The organism is Streptomyces sp. NPDC000410 (assembly GCF_040300305.1).
Lineage (GTDB): Bacteria > Actinomycetota > Actinomycetes > Streptomycetales > Streptomycetaceae > Streptomyces.
This window is the reverse complement of the sequence record NZ_JBEPDM010000003.1, coordinates 267,296-285,456: the sequence shown is the minus strand read 5'-3', so window position 1 is coordinate 285,456 and position 18,161 is coordinate 267,296. Positions and strand designations below refer to the sequence as shown.

19 protein-coding genes and 1 tRNA gene are annotated in these 18,161 nt (G+C 69.8%); 7 read left to right on the top strand and 13 right to left on the bottom strand.

Annotation, left to right across the window (positions count from 1 at the left end):
- Positions 1 to 212: 212 nt before the first annotated feature.
- Positions 213 to 1,265, top strand: a complete 1,053-nt coding sequence (locus tag ABT342_RS06705; RefSeq protein WP_351567976.1) for a restriction endonuclease — start codon at positions 213 to 215, stop codon at positions 1,263 to 1,265.
- A gap of 100 nt (positions 1,266 to 1,365) precedes the next feature.
- Here ABT342_RS06705 and ABT342_RS06700 read toward each other — a convergent pair whose 3' ends face one another.
- The 6 genes from ABT342_RS06700 to ABT342_RS06675 are packed head-to-tail and all read right to left on the bottom strand — an operon-like array spanning position 1,366 to position 5,579.
- Positions 1,366 to 2,049, bottom strand: coding sequence for a class E sortase (locus ABT342_RS06700; RefSeq protein WP_351567973.1), 684 nt, complete (start codon positions 2,047 to 2,049; stop codon positions 1,366 to 1,368).
- A 36-nt stretch (positions 2,050 to 2,085) separates the two neighbouring features.
- Positions 2,086 to 3,228: a class E sortase gene (locus ABT342_RS06695; protein ID WP_351567970.1), complete on the bottom strand. Its 1,143-nt coding sequence runs from the start codon at positions 3,226 to 3,228 to the stop codon at positions 2,086 to 2,088.
- Positions 3,225 to 3,863, bottom strand: coding sequence for an aminodeoxychorismate/anthranilate synthase component II (locus tag ABT342_RS06690; protein ID WP_351567967.1), 639 nt, complete (start codon positions 3,861 to 3,863; stop codon positions 3,225 to 3,227). The genes ABT342_RS06695 and ABT342_RS06690 overlap by 4 nt, the downstream gene beginning before the upstream one ends.
- A complete protein-coding gene (locus ABT342_RS06685; RefSeq protein ID WP_351567964.1) occupies positions 3,863 to 4,021 on the bottom strand; it encodes a hypothetical protein in 159 nt (52 codons plus the stop codon). The genes ABT342_RS06690 and ABT342_RS06685 overlap by 1 nt, the downstream gene beginning before the upstream one ends.
- A gap of 55 nt (positions 4,022 to 4,076) precedes the next feature.
- Positions 4,077 to 4,790, bottom strand: coding sequence for a class E sortase (locus tag ABT342_RS06680; protein WP_351567961.1), 714 nt, complete (start codon positions 4,788 to 4,790; stop codon positions 4,077 to 4,079).
- A gap of 21 nt (positions 4,791 to 4,811) precedes the next feature.
- Positions 4,812 to 5,579 (bottom strand): DUF881 domain-containing protein, encoded by a 768-nt coding sequence (locus ABT342_RS06675; protein ID WP_351567958.1) that lies wholly within the window; start codon positions 5,577 to 5,579, stop codon positions 4,812 to 4,814.
- Positions 5,580 to 5,720: 141 nt separating this feature from the next.
- On the opposite strand from ABT342_RS06675, the gene crgA reads away from it, so the two are divergent.
- Positions 5,721 to 5,978: a cell division protein CrgA gene (gene crgA, locus ABT342_RS06670; protein ID WP_351567955.1), complete on the top strand. Its 258-nt coding sequence runs from the start codon at positions 5,721 to 5,723 to the stop codon at positions 5,976 to 5,978.
- 258 nt (positions 5,979 to 6,236) lie between these two features.
- Here crgA and ABT342_RS06665 read toward each other — a convergent pair whose 3' ends face one another.
- The gene (locus tag ABT342_RS06665; protein ID WP_351567952.1) at positions 6,237 to 7,136 is read right to left on the bottom strand and encodes a rhomboid family intramembrane serine protease; all 900 of its coding nucleotides are present in this window, start codon (positions 7,134 to 7,136) and stop codon (positions 6,237 to 6,239) included.
- Positions 7,137 to 7,262: 126 nt separating this feature from the next.
- Positions 7,263 to 7,796, bottom strand: coding sequence for a peptidylprolyl isomerase (locus tag ABT342_RS06660; protein WP_351567949.1), 534 nt, complete (start codon positions 7,794 to 7,796; stop codon positions 7,263 to 7,265).
- A gap of 209 nt (positions 7,797 to 8,005) precedes the next feature.
- On the opposite strand from ABT342_RS06660, the gene ABT342_RS06655 reads away from it, so the two are divergent.
- Positions 8,006 to 8,707, top strand: coding sequence for a DUF5324 family protein (locus ABT342_RS06655; protein ID WP_351567947.1), 702 nt, complete (start codon positions 8,006 to 8,008; stop codon positions 8,705 to 8,707).
- Positions 8,708 to 9,134: 427 nt separating this feature from the next.
- Here ABT342_RS06655 and ABT342_RS06650 read toward each other — a convergent pair whose 3' ends face one another.
- Both ABT342_RS06650 and ABT342_RS06645 read right to left on the bottom strand, forming a co-directional pair.
- Entirely contained in the window at positions 9,135 to 9,509 is a 375-nt protein-coding gene (locus tag ABT342_RS06650; RefSeq protein ID WP_351567944.1) for a DUF6344 domain-containing protein, read from the bottom strand.
- 197 nt (positions 9,510 to 9,706) lie between these two features.
- Complete coding sequence (locus ABT342_RS06645) at positions 9,707 to 11,044, bottom strand: MFS transporter (protein ID WP_351567941.1); 1,338 nt, start codon at positions 11,042 to 11,044, stop codon at positions 9,707 to 9,709.
- Between the two features lie 274 nt (positions 11,045 to 11,318).
- Between ABT342_RS06645 and ABT342_RS06640 the strand changes: the two genes are divergently transcribed.
- Both ABT342_RS06640 and ABT342_RS06635 read left to right on the top strand, forming a co-directional pair.
- Positions 11,319 to 11,729, top strand: a complete 411-nt coding sequence (locus tag ABT342_RS06640) for a RidA family protein (RefSeq protein WP_351567939.1) — start codon at positions 11,319 to 11,321, stop codon at positions 11,727 to 11,729.
- A 142-nt stretch (positions 11,730 to 11,871) separates the two neighbouring features.
- Positions 11,872 to 12,462 (top strand): TetR/AcrR family transcriptional regulator, encoded by a 591-nt coding sequence (locus tag ABT342_RS06635; RefSeq protein WP_351567936.1) that lies wholly within the window; start codon positions 11,872 to 11,874, stop codon positions 12,460 to 12,462.
- A 75-nt stretch (positions 12,463 to 12,537) separates the two neighbouring features.
- On the opposite strand, the gene ABT342_RS06630 is transcribed toward ABT342_RS06635, so the two are convergent.
- Positions 12,538 to 12,610: transfer RNA gene (locus ABT342_RS06630), tRNA-Ala, on the bottom strand.
- A 141-nt stretch (positions 12,611 to 12,751) separates the two neighbouring features.
- On the opposite strand from ABT342_RS06630, the gene ABT342_RS06625 reads away from it, so the two are divergent.
- Both ABT342_RS06625 and ABT342_RS06620 read left to right on the top strand, forming a co-directional pair.
- Complete coding sequence (locus ABT342_RS06625; RefSeq protein WP_351567933.1) at positions 12,752 to 13,300, top strand: helix-turn-helix domain-containing protein; 549 nt, start codon at positions 12,752 to 12,754, stop codon at positions 13,298 to 13,300.
- Between the two features lie 75 nt (positions 13,301 to 13,375).
- Complete coding sequence (locus tag ABT342_RS06620; RefSeq protein WP_351567930.1) at positions 13,376 to 14,758, top strand: serine/threonine-protein kinase; 1,383 nt, start codon at positions 13,376 to 13,378, stop codon at positions 14,756 to 14,758.
- Between the two features lie 100 nt (positions 14,759 to 14,858).
- Here the strand turns inward: ABT342_RS06620 and ABT342_RS06615 are convergent, their stop codons facing one another.
- Complete coding sequence (locus ABT342_RS06615) at positions 14,859 to 16,178, bottom strand: hypothetical protein (protein WP_351567927.1); 1,320 nt, start codon at positions 16,176 to 16,178, stop codon at positions 14,859 to 14,861.
- Positions 16,178 to 18,118 (bottom strand): vWA domain-containing protein, encoded by a 1,941-nt coding sequence (locus tag ABT342_RS06610; protein WP_351567924.1) that lies wholly within the window; start codon positions 18,116 to 18,118, stop codon positions 16,178 to 16,180. Before ABT342_RS06610 ends, ABT342_RS06615 begins: the two co-directional genes overlap by 1 nt.
- Between the last annotated feature and the right edge of the window lie 43 nt (positions 18,119 to 18,161).

The window sequence follows — 18,161 nt, the reverse complement described above, 5'->3', positions numbered from 1 at the left end:
GGCCTCCGGACGTAAGAGCAGCCAGTAGAAGCCCCGGCGCCCTCTCAGGGCGCCGGGGCTTCTCGCTACCCACTCCGGGCACCACAAGTGCGCACATAGCAGCGAAGACCGATCGTGTCTTCATATGTCCCGACTCGTTGAGCGGGTGAGGTGGGGTGGAGAGTTCAGGCCCCGTCTCGACACCGCATGCACGACGGACGAGCCGAGAGGACATGAGCGTGATCAACGAAGCGGTACTGCTGGAGTCGAGGTCGCTGCGCGAGGGCGTGGTGGAACGCACGGAGGTGCTGGACAAGGTCAAGGCGTTGTCGCTGCTGCCGGACGGCATGCACGTGACGACGGCGATGGTGGCCGCCTACTTCGATGTCGCGGTGGAGGCGATCCGACAGATCAAGTCCCGTCACCGCGAAGAGCTCGCAGCCAACGGTATGCGCACGCTGCAGGGCTCTGACCTGCGAGACTTTAAGCGTGACATCCTGTCACGCTATCCAGGGAGTTATCCACAGCCCCGCTCCAGCCTCACGCTCTACTCCCGTCGAGCCGTCCTCAACATCGCCATGCTCCTGCGTGACAGCGAGGTCGCCCGCCAGGTGCGTACGTACCTCCTCGACATGGAGTACTTCGCCCGCACCGCACCCGTGGACAACTCTGTCCACAGCCCCAGCGACGCGCTCGACGATCGCATCGATCAGCGCATCACCCACATCCTCGGCAAGACCGTCGTCCCCATGTTCAACGCCCTCATCGAGGCCTCCGGCGAACAGCGCCGTGACCTGATCTCCCTCCGCGAAGACGTCCGGCGCATCGAGCGCAAGCTCGTCCGGCACGACGTACGGCTGTTGCGGCTGGAGCGCGCTCAGGAGCAGCGCGGCCTCGCCGGGGTCATGGCGTCCATCGACGCGATGAACTGGCGGGAGTTCGAGCAGCACGTGGCTCAGCTGCTGCGCCGCGACGGCTGCACCGATGTCGAGGTGCAGGGCGGCAGCGGCGACCGAGGTGCCGACGTCACGGGACGGGCGGCCGACGGGCGCCTGATCGTCGTCCAGTGCAAGAACTTCGCCCCGTACCGGTCCGTCTGGAGCGGCGAGATGCAGAAGTTCGTCGGCACGAAGACCCTCCACGGTGCCGACGTGGCGCTGTACGTGGCGACCTGCCCGTTCTCCCGCGAGGCGCTCGACATCGCCGTCCAGGGCGGTGTCACCGCAGTCCACCGCGGCCTGCTCGAAGCCTGGAGCGCCGGGGCCACCCTGCAAGTGCTGCGATAGCCCCCTGGGAGCAGAAGGCCCGAAGTCGCAAATCGACGTTGCGGCTTCGGGCCTCGGCCATTCTAAGACCACAGGCCCCCTGCAAGGGGGCCAGTCACGGTCAGCGCAGCTCCGCCGGCTTCGTCCGCTCCGCGTCCACCTTCTCCGTACGCTCCAGCTCACCCCACACGATGTACCGGTAGTCGGACGTCAGGATGGGCGTGCAGGTCGTCAGCGTGATGTACCGGCCCGGCTTCGCCTTCCCGGACTCCTTCGGGACCGGCTTCAGCACGTCCACGTTGAACTTCGACGTCTCCTTGAGGTCCTTGAAGACCTTGTAGACGTACCAGGTGTCCTTCGTCTCGAAGACGATCGCGTCGCCCGTCTTCAGCTTGTGGATGTTGTGGAACTTGGCACCGTGCCCGTCACGGTGCGCCGCCAGCGAGAAGTTGCCCTGCTTGTCGGCCGGGAGGGCCGACTTGATCGGGTCGGTGTAGTAGCCCGCGACGCCGTTGTTGAGAGTCTTGGGGTCGGTGCCCTTCTTGACCAGGACCTCGCCGTCGCTCATCGCGGGTACGTGAAGGAAGCCGATGCCGTCCTTGGTGTCCAGGGCTCCGGGGCCCGCCGCGCCGCCCGCCCAGTGGTCGCGTACCCGGTCGCTGTCCTTGCTGGCCTCGCGGTCGGCGAGGACGTTCGTCCACCACAGCGAGTAGACGACGAAGAGACCCAGCACCAGCCCCGCGGTGATCAGCAGCTCGCCGAAAACACTGATGACGCCGGCGATCCGGCTGCGCACACGTGCCACTGCACCTGTCCCTGTTCTGAAGTGCGTTCCATCCGGTCAGCCGACAAGCGCGTCCGGTTTGCCCTTGCTGCGCGGGCGTTCGTCGACCATCTTGCCCCACACGATCATTCGATACGTACTGGTGAATTCGGGGGTACAGGTTGTCAGTGTGATGTACCGGCCCGGCTTGGTGAAGCCCGAGCCGGGCGGCACCGGGCCTATCACGCTGACATTGGACGGCGAGGTCTGCGGGAGGATGCTCGCCATCTCGTACGTGTAGTACGCGTCCTGCGTCTCGACGACGATCGGGTCGCCGCTCTGCAACTGGTTGATGTAGCGGAACGGTTCGCCATGGGTGTTGCGGTGGCCGGCGACCGCGAAGTTGCCCTGCTTGTCGGAGGGCATGGCGGTCTTGAGCGCGCCTTCGGCGTAGTGCCCGACCATGCCCCGGTCGAGGACCCGCTGCTTGTCGATGCCCTCGGCGATGGGGACGACGACGTCCAGCTTGGGGATGTGCATGATGGCGAAGCCCTGGCCCGGCTCGAAGGCGTCCGGCTTGCGGCCGTTCGCCCAGTCGCTCTGGATCTGCTTGGTCGCGTCATCGGTCTGGAAGCCGGCCCAGATGTTCGACCACCACATCTGGTACGTGACGAAGAGCAGCATCAGCACACCGACGGTGATGAAGAGCTCGCCGAAGACCCGGCTGGCGATGACCGCCGGACTGTCCTTCTGGGCACGGGCCGCCCGGCGGGCCTCGACGCGGGAGAGCGGGGCGGCGGGGGCGGCTCCCTCGGGCCTGGGGGGCGGTGCCGGCGCCGCTCGGCGCTTCCCTCGCCCCTTGGCCGCCTTCGCCGCACGGCGGCGCTCCGCGCGGCCGCCGGTGGGCCGCTCGGGCGCGGCGGCGGCTTCTGCGGCGGCGGCGGTGGCGGTCCGCAGCGCGACGGTCTCGTCGTCGCGTGCGGGCGGGGGATCGGTCGCGACGGGCTCAGCCACCGCTGCGGGCACCGGTTCGGCGATCAGCTCCGGCTCCGGCTGGGGCTGCTGCCCGTACCAGTCCCGCTGATACCCGTCAGGGTCGTCGACGGGGTACTGGCCGTAGCCGGCCCAGTCCTGCGGCTGCTCCGGCTGCGGTTGCTGCTCCGGCTGTGGCTCCGGAGCGGTCGAAGCCCGGAACCACGGCGATCCCCCCTCGCCGTTCACGCCAGGGCCTTGCCCACCACCGGCGCAAGCCCTGCCGAGCGGCTGATCGCCCCCGCGTCCCCGCACTGCTCCAGCCAGTTGGCGAGCATCAGATGACCGTGCTCGGTGAGAACCGACTCGGGATGGAACTGCACACCCTCGACGGCGAATTCACGGTGGCGCAGCCCCATGATGATGCCGTCCTCCGTACGCGCCGTGACCTCCAGCTCGTCCGGCACGGTCCCCGGCTCGGCGGCCAGCGAGTGGTAGCGGGTCGCGGTGAAGGGGGAGGGCAGCCCGGCGAAGACGCCCTTGCCCTCGTGCAGCACGAGGGAGGTCTTGCCGTGCAGCAGCTCGGGGGCGCGGTCGACGACGCCGCCGTACGCCACGGCCATCGACTGCATACCGAGGCAGACCCCGAAGACGGGCACACCGGTCGCCGCGCAGTGGCGGACCATCTCGATGCACACCCCCGCCTGCTCGGGCGCACCCGGCCCGGGCGAGAGCAGCACACCGTCGAAGCCGTCCTGCGCATGCGAGGTGGACACCTCGTCATTGCGCACGACTTCGCACTCGGCGCCCAGCTGGTACAGGTACTGGACGAGGTTGAAGACGAAGCTGTCGTAGTTGTCGACGACGAGAATGCGCGCGCTCACTAGTCGTTCACCGTCACATCGTTGAACGGAAGCAGCGGCTCCGCCCAGGGGAATACGTACTGGAACAGCACGAAGACGACTGCGAGGACCAGCACGAGCGAGATAGCCGCCCGCACCCATGCGTTGCCCGGCAGATGACGCCAGATCCAGCCGTACATGCTGTCCCTTCCGTTCGTTACTGGACCAGACTAAAGGTCGCGGGAGGCGTGTGGGTCAGCTGTGGATAACCTGCGGCTTGCCGTCCGTCACAGGCTGAGTGGCATCCAGGTGCGCCCAGACGATCAGCCGGTGGCTGCTGCCCCACTCGGGATCACAGGTGGTGAGCGTCAGATAGCGGCCCGGCCCGTCAAAGCCGGACTTGCGCGGCACGGGGTCGATGACGGCGATATCGCTGGGGACGGTCCGGTACGGCTCCCGCTCGATGCGGTACGTGTACCAGGTCGTCCCGTCGTTGAGCACCACCGCGTCCCCCGGCCGGAGCTTCGGGAAGTCCTTGAACGGATCCCCGTACGTCCGCCGGTGGCCGGCCACCGAGAAGTTCCCGGTCTCACCGAGCCGGGCGGTGCCCGCGTAGTGCCCGAGGCCCTTCTTCAGCGTCCCGGCGGCCGTGCCCTCCAGCACCGGCCAGTCCCAGCTCGCGCCGAAGCGGGGGATGTACATGACGGCGAACGGTTTCCCGGCGGCGTACGCCTTGGTGGGCGGGGGAGGCGCCGCCGGGGACTGCGGTGATTGCGGGGGCTTCGCAGGTTGCGGGGACTGGAGCGGCAGCCGGGTCCATTCGTCCTGGAGCGATTCGATCTGCCCCTGCGACGCGTCCGCGGCCTTCACCCCGGTCCAGAACACCACGTACACGACGAACAGCACGATGACCGTGCCGACCGTGACGCAGGCTTCGCTGAAGGTCCTGACGATCAGTCGCACCGACACCGGCCGACCCCTCCCCGGGAGCTAACTCACAGGCTTCGCGTAGTGGAGATCCACTGTGCCCGAGTAGCCGGGGAGAGTCATCGCCTCGTGCTCGTCGACTTTCCAGCCGAGCCCGTACGCCGTCACGTACAGCTGGTAGTTCTGGATCGCCGGGGAGGCGGTCAGCGCGCGCTTGAGCTTTCCCGGGTCGCCGACCGCGGTGACCTTGTAGGGGGGCGAGTAGACGCGTCCCTGGAGGATCAGGGTGTTGCCGACGCAGCGCACGGCGCTGGTGGAGATCAGCCGCTGGTCCATGACCTGGATGCCCTCGGCGCCGCCCTGCCAGAGCGCGTTGACCACGGCCTGGAGGTCCTGCTGGTGGATGACCAGGTCGTTGGCCTGCGGCTCGGGGTAGCCGGGGGCTGCCTGGGCGTTCGGGGGAGCGTCGTTGAGGGTGACGGTGACGGCCCGGCCGCTGAGCTTCTTGGTTCCCGCGGCCTCTTCAAGAGCCCTGAGCTTGTCGTCCTCGGCCTTGGTGGAGCCGTCGTCGCGGCGGGCGAGAGCGTCCACGTCGCCCCGTACGGCCGCCGTGGACTCGTCCAGTTCGGCGTTCCTCTTGCTGCGCTGCTGGATCAGGTCGGAGAGTTTGAGCAGTGAGTCGTCGGTGCGGAGGTTGGTGCCCTTGGCCGTGTTGAAGCTGGTGACGAAGATCAGTCCGGCGAGGGCGAAAACGGCAGCGGTCAGCAGCCGGACGGGCCGCCATGTGGTGCGGCGGACCGGCCCTTGGGGGGTGTCGGCGGAATTGCTCAACGTACCCTTACTCCTACGGTGCCGCGGAAGCACTACGCTAACGGACGCCCGGGGGAGGCCGTGGTCCCCCCTCGCTCCCACCCCGGCGCCTGCCACTGTTTCCCTGCGCGGTCACGCAGCGCATCGACAGGAGAGTCCCTCGTGCCGAAGTCACGTATCCGCAAGAAGGCCGACTTCACGCCGCCGCCGGCCGCGAAGCAGGCGACCGCCATCAAGCTGACGAATCGCAGCTGGGTCGCTCCGGTGATGCTGGCGCTGTTCCTGATCGGGCTGGCCTGGATCGTCGTCTTCTATGTCACCGACGGCACCCTGCCCATCAAGTCCTTCGGCAACTGGAACATCGTGGTCGGCTTCGGCTTCATCGCCGGCGGCTTCGCCGTATCCACCCAGTGGAAGTAACCAGCACGAAGAAAGTTATCCACAGGTCTGTCCACAGCGGTGGGAAAAGGTCTGACGATCTGTGGATAACGAATGGAGTGTTGACGCCGGTGTGACTGCGACGGCCGCTCCGACGCTCATACCGGCGACACCCTTCACCACCGCTCGCCCCTTGTCCCTACTGGGAAAACCCAGATCGGCGACAAGGGGCACAGCCGTTCCCCACGAAATGCACAAGATCCGCCACACGCTGTGGACAACTATGGGGATAGCTCACGCTCAGGTGAGCGCCTGAGTCCTCAGAACGACCGTCACGACCACCGCGAGCAGCACCAGCGCACAGGTCCCGAACTGCACCAGAGCCCGCCGCTCACGCGGCGCGTGCACCATGCCGAAGGCGATGACGGTACCGGCGACGAGGCCTCCGATGTGGGCCTGCCAGGAGATCCCGCTCCAGAAGAACGTGAAGACCAGGTTCAGCGCGAGGAGTGCGATCACCGGGCGCATGTCGTAGTTGAGCCGGCGCATCAGTACGGCCGTGGCGCCGAGGAGGCCGAAGACCGCGCCGGAGGCGCCCAGCGTCCCGTCCTGCGGATCGGCGAGCAGATAGGCGCACGCACTGCCGGCCAGGCCCGACAGCAGATAGAGCGTGACGTAGCGCAACCGCCCGAGCGCCGCCTCCAGCGGGCCGCCGAGCCACCACAGGCCCAGCATGTTGAAGGCGATGTGCCAGATCTCCTGGTGCAGGAAGACCGACGTCAGAAGCCGGTACCACTGTCCCTCGGCGACGCCGTCGTACACGAACTGCGGCGGCGCGGGCCACGCCCCGACCAGGATCAGCTCGCTGACCAGCCGGGTCCCGTCGGCGAGGACCGCGAGGAACACCGCGAGGTTCAGACCGATGAGGATCTTGGTGACCAGGCGCGGGTCGCCGGCCGCGACCGCACCGCCCGCGATCGTGCGGGGAGCGCTCGCCGAGGGCGCGTGCCCCGTGCCTGAGCCGCTGCGGACGCAATCGGGGCACTGGAAGCCGACCGAGGCGCTGACCATGCAGTCATGGCAGATCGGCCTCTCGCAGCGGGTGCAGCTGATGCCGGTCTCCCGGCCGGGGTGCCGGTAGCAGCTCGGCAGCCCGTTCGCCGCCTGGGGCTGGTCCGGGCTTCCTGGCGCCTGATCCATGAGGTCCCCTCGTCTCCCGCACCGTCTTCTACGTCTACAACGAACCGCCCCGCTCGTCTTACGGACGAGCGGGGCGAAATGGTTCCCACACCGGACGTAGGTCACCCGGCAGCGGGTGGACCGGGATCAGGCGTCGCGGGTCTCGATCACGACGGACTCGATCACCACGTCGTTCAGGGGACGGTCGGTGCGCGGGTTGGTCTGCGTACCGGCGATCGCGTCCACGACCTTCTTGCTGGCCTCGTTCGTGACCTCACCGAAGATGGTGTGCTTGCGGGTCAGCCAGGCGGTCGGCGACACGGTGATGAAGAACTGCGAACCGTTGGTGCCCGGGCCCGCGTTGGCCATGGCCAGCAGGTACGGCTTGTCGAACGCGAGGTCGGGGTGGAACTCGTCCGCGAACTCGTAGCCCGGGCCGCCGGTTCCGTTGCCCAGCGGGTCGCCGCCCTGGATCATGAAGCCGCTGATCACGCGGTGGAAGACCGTTCCGTCGTACAGCCTGTCCGTGGACTTCTTGCCGGTCTCCGGGTGCGTCCACTCGCGCTCGCCCGTGGCGAGCTCGGTGAAGTTCTTGACCGTCTTCGGCGCGTGGTTCGGCAGAAGCCGGATCTCGATGTCGCCGTGGTTGGTCTTCAGGGTGGCGTAAAGCTGCTCGGCCACGATCTGCCTTCCGTAAGTCTTCCTCTGACGTCTACCGATCCTCGCACGGAAGTGCGCTCGGTGAGCAAAGGGTGACCCGGATGCCCGTAGCGCATGCCGAGGCAGGGCTCAGCGGGCATGATTTCGAAAAGGGTGGAAAGGCGCACTGTGCCTTGCCTGGGGCGACAACCGCCCAGACCCCCGCGAACGCCACCGAGGAGGAGGACCCCGTGACCCGCATGGACAGCGTGCGCGCCGCGACCGGTACGGCGAAGGAAAGCGTGCTGCACGCCGCGGAAGTGGTGGCGCCCTACGCCGGCACGGCGAAGGACCACGCCGCGCTCTACGCCCACGAGGCACGTGTGCGCCTCGCGCCCAAGGTGTCCCGGGCCGCTCGTCGGGCCCGCCATCAGGCGCGGATGCAGTACGCCGCGCATGTCGCACCGCATGTGCCGCCGAAGCTCGACGACGCGGCTCACCGGGCCGCCGTCACGACCCGCAATGCCGCACGTCAGGCGGCGGACTACACGGTGCCGCGGATCGAGCACGCGATCGCGGTGGCTCAGCCCGTGGGGGCGGAGGCCGCGGCCCGATCCGGTGCCGCCCTGGCCGCGCTGCGCGGTCAGGTTTCGGCGAAGGAGGTCCAGAAGCTGGTCAAGAAGCATGAGCGACGGTGCAAGTCCGGCCGGATCTTCAAGGGCGCGGCCGTTCTCGGTGTGCTGGCCATCGGGCTCTTCGTCGTGTGGAAGTGGTGGGACAAGCAGGCAAACCCGGACTGGCTGGTCGAGCCGCCGGCTCCCACTGAGGTCTCAGACCGCGGGGGGCCGATGTCGTCGGTGGGCGGAAACGGGCAGGCGGGGCTGGACCCTGAGGTTCAGGCGAAGCAGACGGAGGCCGAGGCCGGGGGTGCGGACCGCGACGACCGTCGCTGAGCGTCGCGTGCGGTCGTACGGAGACGGCCGACGCGGCATCGGCGGACGGGGCGTGCGCGTGCGGTGAGGCGGCTGGGGCCGACGTGGTTCGGGCTGCTGGGCCCGGAGCGGCCGGGGCTGACGCGGCTTGGGTCTACGTGGCTTGGGCTGCTGACGCGGCTGGGGCCGACGTGGCTCGGGCTGCTGACGCGGCCGGGGGTGACGCGGTCTCGGCGGACACGGCGTGCGCTGACGTGATGTGCGCTGACGCAGCGTCGGTCGACACAGCATCGGTCGACACAGCATCGGTCGATACAGCGTCGGTCGATACAGCGTCGGTCGACGCAGCTTCGGCAGGCACGGCATCGGCAGACGCGGCTTCGGCGCTCGGTGCAGCTGAGGCGGCCGTTGCTGCGGGCGCCGGGAGGGCTGATGTCCACCCGGCGCCTCAGGCCGATGCCGGGGTGAGCACCGCGCTGGCGATCGGCGAGGAGGCGTGCGAGGCGTCGGACAGACCGGGCTGTGCGACCAGCCTGCGGACGGCCGGTGAGGCGCCATGGGCCTCGGCAGTGATGCGCTGCTTGATCGTCGGCGGCAGCGACAGGCCCCTCAATTCCCGTTCTTGGACCACCGCCTGCCGTTGTGCGAACGCGGCGGCCACCGAAGGGGATGCCGTCCGCTCCAGCGAGGAGGAACTCTCCGGCTGCTGGGCGGCTGGCTGCGAAGCCGCCGTGGCGGAGTTCGCGAACCCCAGCGGGGCGAGCAGTGCGATCAGCAGGGAAATGAAGGCGGTCCACAACTTCTTGACCTTGACGGCGGCCATGGCCCCTCGCTTTCGGGTCTCGTTCCCGGGCTGGTTCCCGGGCTTTTCCGGGTCTCATCGGGTTGGGCGTTTTACATACCTTCCTCATGATGAGTACGCATCTCGGGAATCGGGGGACCTGCGCCACGGGTCGACAGATCTTCGGATGAACACCACCCGTCCGGCCCACCCGAAGTCGCCACGACGCCTGTCGCCTGTTACGCGGATGCCGGCGCCGACGGGTGTTTCGGCCCCGCCGGCCCTGACGGCTCCGTCGGCCCCTGCGGCCCCTGCGGCCCCTGCGGCCCCTGCGACTTCGACGTACGGACTTCGGCCTGCGGGAACGTCTTCCGGCGGACCAGGGCGAGCCCGAAAAGCACCGCCACAAGCCCGCAGGCGCAGCTCAGCGCGAAGGCGAGCCGGTATCCGGAGTGCTCGGCGAGAAGTCCGGCGACCAGGGCCGCGACGCCCTGGCCGGCGATCAGTCCGCTGCCGAGCAGCGCCATCGCCTCCCCCATACGCGCGAGCGGCGCGACCCGCTCGGCGAGGCTGAAGACCGCGATGAGGTGCGGAGCCACGGCTAGGCCGATCGTGGCGACAGCCGCGCCCGCGCCCGTATAGCTGTCGGCCGTGAGCAGCAGGAGCAGCAGGATCGCCTGGGACACGATCGCCAGCCGGAGCCTGACGGTCAGGTCCCGCGCGCCGGGCCTCAGAGTGATGGCCACACCCGCGAGCGCGCTCGTCACCGCCATGGCACCCCAGACGAAGCCCGCGATTCCGGGGTCACCCAGATGCCCGGCCAGGGAGCTGACGCCCGCGTTGGCGGCGCCCAGGATCATGCCCTGGAGCAGGATCATGCCGAAGAGCACGCCCAGCCCCGGGGTCAGCAGCCGCACGGCCCCCTCGCCGGACGGCGCACCAGACGGCGCAGTGGACCTCTTGGCGCCCGTGCCCCGGGGCGCGGTGGGGTGGATCGCGAACAGCACGCCGAAGACGGCGATGAGCGCCCCCGCCAGCGCCATCCCGGCCACCGGGTGGAACAGGACGACCGACGCCCCCGCGAGCGCGGGACCGGCCATGAAGCTGATCTCGTCGACGGTGGTGTCGAACGACAGCGCACGCCCCTTCAGACCTCCCTCGCTGTCGTCCCCGCCGCCGGTCAGGGCGATCCAGCGGGTCCGGGACAGCGGGCCGATCTGCGGAACGGTCAGGCCCACCGCAGCGCCGAGCGCTACCTCGACGGCCATCGGCACACCGCTCAGCACCGCGACCACCAGTGCGGCGATCGCGGTGGCATTGGCGACGGAGGCCGTCAGGATCACCGGCCGGTGCCCCAGCCGGTCCGCGAGGCGACCCAGCGGCGGACCGCTCACCGCCTGGCCCGTCCACAGCGCCCCGGCCGCGACGCCCGCCCGTCCGATGCCTCCGAGCTCCGTCAGCATCAGCAGCGTGCCGGTGGGACAGATCGCGGCCGGCAGCCGCGCCAGAAAGGAGATCACGGGCAGGCCGGGACCGGCCAGGGAGAACAGAGCGCGGAAACCCGCGGGCGCGGACACAAGAACTCCCAACTGCACCGCACCGCGGTGGAGATGAATACCGGTCGAACGTCGACGCTAACCGCCATGCCCGGCCCCCGAGGCCCGCCCCGTCACGGCGTCTCACCCCCTGGACAAGCTGGGACGATCCTCCGGCCGGGCCCCCCGGATCGCGTCCGTCTTTCGGCGCGTCAGCCCCTGGATCTCGCGACCGTGCCCGAAATTTTGAATCGATCGCTTCAAAACGTGTTACGGTCCGAGCCCGGAACGATCCGAAGGAACAGAAGGAGCAGGCATGACATCGCCCGCCACCCCGCCTCTCGCCCGCATCCGCGTCACGGCGGACCCCGACTGGTACGAGCAGGCCGGAATCTCTCTCGGCATCCGTGCGGGCGGACTGGTCTTCACCTCGGGACAGGCCCCGATCGACGCGAACGGAGTCACCGTCGGACCCGGAGACTTCGAGGCCCAGGCCCGGCAGGCCCTGGCCAATGTGTCCACCGTCCTCGCCAACGCCGGCTCCGGCCTCGACCAGGCGGTGAAGCTCACCGTCTTCGTCACGGACATCGCCCACCAGAACACCTTCGCGGCCCTGCGCGCGAAGCACTACGCCCCGCCCTTCCCCGCAGAGACCTTCGTCCAGGTCGCCGCGCTCGCCGACCCCGACTGGATGATCGAGATCGAAGCGGTCGGCATCGCGGCCTGAACGCCAGAACACCTGAACGCCTGGACACCTGGACACCTGGACACCTGGACACCTGGACACCTGGAGGCTGTGGGCCGGACGGGCAAAGGTCCACCCACAGCCAGATTCTGTAGACACGTTCCAAAACCCTTAGGGTGGGAACATGGCCAGGCCCCGAGAGTTCGACGAGCACCACGTCATCAGCGCGGCCATGGAGACGTTCTGGCGACGCGGTTACGAAGGCACATCGACCCGCGACCTCTGCGACAGCACGGGCCTCGGGCCTTCCAGCCTCTACAACGCCTTCGGCGGCAAGCGACCGCTCTACCTGCGCGCCCTCAACCAGTACTACGAGACCAGCACCGCCGAGCAGGTCGCACTGCTCCAGCGCCCCGGCCCCGTCAAGGACCGCCTGCGCGAGATGATGATCCACGCCATCGACGCGGACCTCGGCGCGGACCTCGACGGGACCGACCGCCGAGGCTGCTTCGCGATCAACGCCGCCGTCGAAGCCTCCGGCTCGGACCAGGAGGTCAGAGAAGCGGTACGACGCAGCTTCGACCGGGTCGAGAACGAGCTGTACGCGGTCCTCACCGCCGGCCGCCACACCGGCGAGATCCGCCCCACCGGCGACCTCCGCAGCCTCGCACGCCGGATCCAGAGCACGTACTACGGACTGCGCGTGCTCGGCCGGGTCCAGCAGGACAGGCAGGTCCTGCTCGACACCGTGGACAGCACCCTCGCCGACCTGTGAGCCGTCGGCTCGCCGATGAGCACGCAAAACACCCCTTCAAACCGCGTTTCCGCAGGTTTGAAGGGGTGTATGGAGTGGAGCCTAGGGGAGTCGAACCCCTGACATCTGCCATGCAAAGACAGCGCTCTACCAACTGAGCTAAGGCCCCGGAACGCAGACCAGAGTACCGGGTCACCCCCCCGATCTCGCAAAAGGATTGGGACTCCCGGTATCCGACCACTCTCCGTAAGATGCTCGTCGGGTTCGCACCAGCGAAGCCGCCGCATGGGGAAGCGATGGGGAGACGCACATGGATGCAGCACAGCAGGACACAACCGCCAGAGCCAGAGAGCTCCAGCGCAGCTGGTACGGGGAGCCGCTGGGGGCGCTCTTCCGTCGGCTGATCGACGATCTGGGCCTGAACCAGGCCAGGCTCGCGGCGGTGCTCGGGCTGTCGGCTCCGATGCTCTCCCAGCTGATGAGCGGCCAGCGCGCCAAGATCGGCAACCCCGCGGTGGTCCAGCGCGTCCAGGCGCTGCAGGAGCTGGCCGGACAGGTCGCGGACGGCAGTGTCAGCGCCGCCGAGGCCACGGACCGGATGGAAGAGATCAAGAAGGCGCAGGGCGGCTCCGTGCTCACCAGCACCGGCCAGACCACGACCAGCTCGGGCGCGCCGACGGTACGCCGGGTGGTCCGCGAGATCCAGTCGCTCCTCCGGTCGGTGGCGGCGGCCGGCGACATCATCGATGCGGCGGACACTCTCGCACCGACCCACCCGGAACTGGCAGAGTTCCTCCGGGTGTACGGCGCCGGGCGCACCGCGGAGGCGGTCGCCCACTACGAGTCGCACCAGAGCTGAACGAGGCAGTACGCCAGGCAGGACGCCAGAACGTGGCAGGACGCCGCAACAGGAACGGGGAGCGGGCGCAGGGCAATGGGTGAGGTCTTCGCTGGTCGATACGAGCTGATCGATCCGATCGGCCGCGGTGGGGTCGGTGCGGTGTGGCGCGCGTGGGACCAACGGCGGCGCCGCTATGTGGCGGCCAAGGTCCTTCAGCAGAGCGACGCGCACACGTTGCTGCGCTTCGTCCGCGAGCAGGCGCTGCGCATCGACCACCCGCATGTCCTCGCGCCGGCCAGCTGGGCCGCGGACGACGACAAGGTCCTGTTCACCATGGATCTGGTGAGCGGCGGCTCGCTGGCCCACGTCATCGGCGACTACGGGCCGCTGCCGCCGCGCTTCGTCTGCACCCTGCTCGACCAGCTGCTGTCCGGACTCGCCGCGGTGCACGCGGAGGGGGTCGTGCACCGCGACATCAAGCCGGCCAACATCCTGCTGGAGGCCACCGGCACCGGGCGGCCGCATCTGCGGCTGTCCGACTTCGGAATCTCGATGCGCAAGGGTGAGCCGCGGCTCACCGAGACCAACTACGTCGTGGGGACGCCCGGTTACTTCGCGCCCGAGCAGATGATGGGCGCGGAACCGGACTTCCCGGCCGACCTCTTCGCGGTCGGCCTGGTGGCGCTCTATCTGCTCCAGGGCCAGAAGCCCGACTCCCAGGCCCTGATCGAACACTTCGCGACGCACGGGACCCCGGGCGCCCCGCAGGGCATCCCCGAGCCGCTGTGGCAGGTCCTGGCGGGCCTGCTCCAGCCCGACCCGCAGGCCCGGTTCCGCACGGCCACGGGTGCGCGCAAGGCGCTGACCACGGCCGTCGAGATGCTGCCCGAGCCCGGTGTCGACGACGAGCCCGTCGAGGTCTTCGACCAACTCGGGCCGCTGCCCGCCTCCTTCGGCCCCGACGGCCCCGTGCGTCCGGCCGCGGCCTCGCAGGCCCAGGACGCGCCCGTACCACCCGTACAGCCGGATCCGTACGGCCCGCACACCGGCCCGCACACCGGCCATGGCCGGCCGGCCCCCATGACGGCCCCCATGCCCGCCCCCTCCGCGACCGGCTCCTTCCATCTCGCCCCGCCGCCGGAGCCGCCCACGCCGCTCCCGCAGTCGGCCCAGCCGGCCACGCCACCCCCCGCACCTGTCCCCGCTCACGCGGCCTCCCCCCATCACGCCGCGGCCGTGGACTTCTCCCAGGCCCAGACCTCCGCGGTGCCGTACGAACAAGCTTCTACTCGTCAATACACCGCCCACGGCCCGCAGGTTCCGCCCAAGACGCCTTCGGTCCCCCACACATCGGCACCAGCCCCCGCCACCACTCCCCAAAAGCGACCGGGACCGCCCCCGAAGGTGGCGATCCCGGTGCTGCTCGTGGCTCTGGTCTGCTTCGCGGTCGGCATCTGGGCACTCACTCAGGCCTGACCGCCTCCTGCGGACTGCCGGACGGGCTGCCGGGCCCCGGACTCCCCGACGCCCGACCGGACTGCCAACCGGTCCCGGACTCCCCGACGCCCGACCGGCTCTACCAGGACTGCGGCGGTCCGTACTGCGTCGGCCCCTCCGGCGTGCCCTGCGCCCCGCGCCGGCGGGCCAGCAGCGTCCAGGCCCCGAGCCCGAGGACCAGCACGGTCCCGGCCCCGATCCCGGCCGCCGCGACCACCTGCATCGTGTTGCTCCTGGCCGCCCCGGGCCCGCTCTGCCCGTTGGCCGCGGCCTCCTGGTCGTCGTCGGTGACGGCGAAGATCCCGGCCGACCCGTCGTACGGCGGCGCCGCCTCCGGGGTGCCCTTCACGTTCACCTTCAGCGTCAGCGGCACGGCCTTGTCGCCGTACTCCTTCGCCATCTCGGGGCTGAGCGTGGCCGACAGGTAGTACCAGCCCGCGAACCGCATCCCGCTGACCTTGTCGCTGGAGTCGTAGCGGTTCCTGTAGGCCACCGGCGGCAGCGGGTCCAGCGCCATCGAGGCCTGCTTGCCGTTGTACGACATGGTGTTGTCCTCGACGTGCCCGCGGGCCGGGTTGTCGAGCGACAGGGCGAACGCGTTGCCGACATAGTCGTCGCCCGCGGTGCTCGTACCGAGCTCGGCGGTGACGAAGAGCTGCTGTCCCCAGTCGACCGGCACCCGGTAGAACCGGGTCTGCCCCGGCTTGATGTCGTCCCGCCACTCGCCCTGTCCGAGGCTCATGGCGTTGTTGAAGCTCGTGCCGCCCACCCGCTTCTTCGGGCCGCCCGCCGGAGGCGCCGGGGACGCGGAGGGCCAGTCCTCGGGCGCCTCGGTCGGGCCGGTCGTCTTCAGCGCCGGCTCGGCGTCGTGGCGGATCTCCAGCTCCCAGTCGTCGGGCGCGGAGGTGGCCTCGGTGGTCCGCTCGACCTTCACGTAGTACGCGCCCTGCTGCTGGCACGTGGTGCTGTCCGGCCTGATCAACCGGGAGGCGTACGCGGCGATGGGGCGGGTGTACCCCACCGACTCGAACGCGGCGCTCCGCCAGCTGCACTCGGAGCCCGAGCTGTCCTCGAGGGTCACCTTGATGCCGTCGCCGTACTCGGCCTTCCCGCCCTGCTTGGGCACGGCCACCACCGACACGTACGCGTTCGTCTTCGCGTCGAGGTTCACGCGGTAGTAGAGCTTGCCGTCCGCCTTGATGCGGTCCCGGTAGACGGACCCGGCGTCCAGGCCCTCGGCGTTGCTGTTGACCTCGGCGCCCTTGACCGGCTTCGCCGCACCGTCGAACTCGTACGGGCTGGGCCCACCGGCCGCCCACGCCTGGCCCGGCAGTGCCGCCGCCGCGCACATCGCCGCCACCACGGCCGGCATCACCCGGCCCCTGCCGCTCAGCCTCATTACGCGCTTCCCCTTGTCATGTCTCTGGGCGCCCCGCGCCGCGTCCGTACGACGACGAGGACGAGCCCCGCGATCAGCACGACCGCGCCGCCCGCCGCCGCGGCGATCGCGGTGCCGGTCCATCCTGCCCCGCCTGTCCCATCGCTGTCTGCGCGCGAGGCCGAATCACCCTGCTTGTCCCCCTTCTTCGCGAGCACGGGGGCGTCGTGCTGCGGCCCTGCCCTCTCCTCACCGAGCACCGCGACCCGCAGCACCACACCGATCTGCGGATTCTCCGCGATCTCGGCGGCCTGGGCGCCCAGTGTGACGGCGATGTAGAAGTCGCCCTCGTCGTGCACGGGAACGACGTTGGGGTGCGACTCGTGGCGGTTGGTCCAGGAGACCGGGACCGTGCCCATCCGCACAGCCGCCGGGCGGCCGTTGTAGGTCGTCTCCGGGCTGAACTCGCCGGTTCCGCCCCCGACCGGTGCCCGCGTCGGCGTGTAGACCTCGGTGCTGCCGTACGACCGGACCGAGGAACCGCCTTCTGTGGTCGGCTCGTTGGCGAACTCCACGTCGTAGCGCAGCTGCTGCCCCCAGCCGACCGGCACCTTGTACCAGAGGGTCTGCGACGGCAGCACCCGGTCGCGCCACACGCCCGGCCCGAGCTCCCTGGCGTCGTTGAAGCCGGTGCCGCCCGTCACGTCCTTCGGGTCCCCGAGCGGCAGGGCCGCCTCCTTGCCGCCCTTTCCGTACTCGGGCTGCGACTCGGCGGGGGCGACGCCCTTCTCGAGCGGCTTCTCGACGCCGTACGTCAGCTCCAGTGGCCAGCGTGCCGCGTCCGAGCCCTTCTTGCTCTCCCGCTCCACGACGAACCAGTAACGCCCCGCCTTGTCACAGCTCTTGAACCCGTCCTCGCTCGGCACCCGTGCGAGCGCCGAGGTCAGCGGTGTCGCGCCCTCCTTCTGCAGGAAGCGCTCGGTGCTGGTCTCACAGGAGCCGTCGGAACTGTCGGTGCCGTACGCGATCCTGGTGCGCAGTGCGTCGAAGGTGTCCACGGCCGCCCCGGGCTGCGGCACCGCCGTCGCGGAGAAGTTCACCGTGGAGACGGCATCCAGGTCGACGGCGTAATGCCGTTTCTCTCCCGGCCCGATGGTGTCCAGATACTGCCCGGGTACGAGCGCGGGCGCCGAGCTCCGCTGCGGCGTGCCCCGCACCGGCTTGCCGCGGAAGCGGTATCCGTCCGCGGACAGCTGCGCGGACCGCTGCAGCTGGCGCGCCAGCGCCTTGGCGTCGGGTGCGTCGTAGTAACGCCCGTTGCCTGCTTCGGCGATGCACTCCAGCTGCTTGCGGGCGGCGCCCCGGACCTGGAAGCCGACGGTGTCGATGCGCAGCCCGACGCCGTCCTTGGCGAGCCGCCCGGCCACCTCGCAGGGGGCGGGGCTGCCGCAGGTGTCGTCCCCGTCGGAGATCAGCAGGATCGTGCGGGTGCCGATCGCCCCGTCCGAGGCCTTCGGCAGGTCCTGGGCGGCCTTTTGGAGCGACAGCCCGATGGGAGTGTCACCCTTGGGCCGTACGGACGCCACAGCCTGCTTCAGGGCCGCCCGGTCGAGCGGTTGTACGGGCCGTACGAGCCGGGTGTCGGTGCAGCCCTTGGGCCGGTCCGCCCCGTAGACCCGCAGACCGGTGGGGTGGCCGTCCGGGAGCGCGCCCACGACCGTGCCGACAGCGGCCCTGGCGGCCTCCATTCGGGTGCTTCCCGTGCCGTCGTCGTCGGCCATCGAGCCGGACGAGTCGAGCACCATCAGCAGGCTGCTCCTGCCGCCCACCCCCGGGTCAGCCGCTGCCACCCCGCTTCCGCCGGCCGCCACGGCCCCCGGCACCGGCCCCGCCACCAGGGCGAGCACCGCCCCGCCGATGGTGATCGCCGTCCATGTCCGGCGCCGTAGTCCTGATCTCACCCGTTGCCCCCTCCGCACGCAGGTTCCTGCAAGCAAGCCTCAA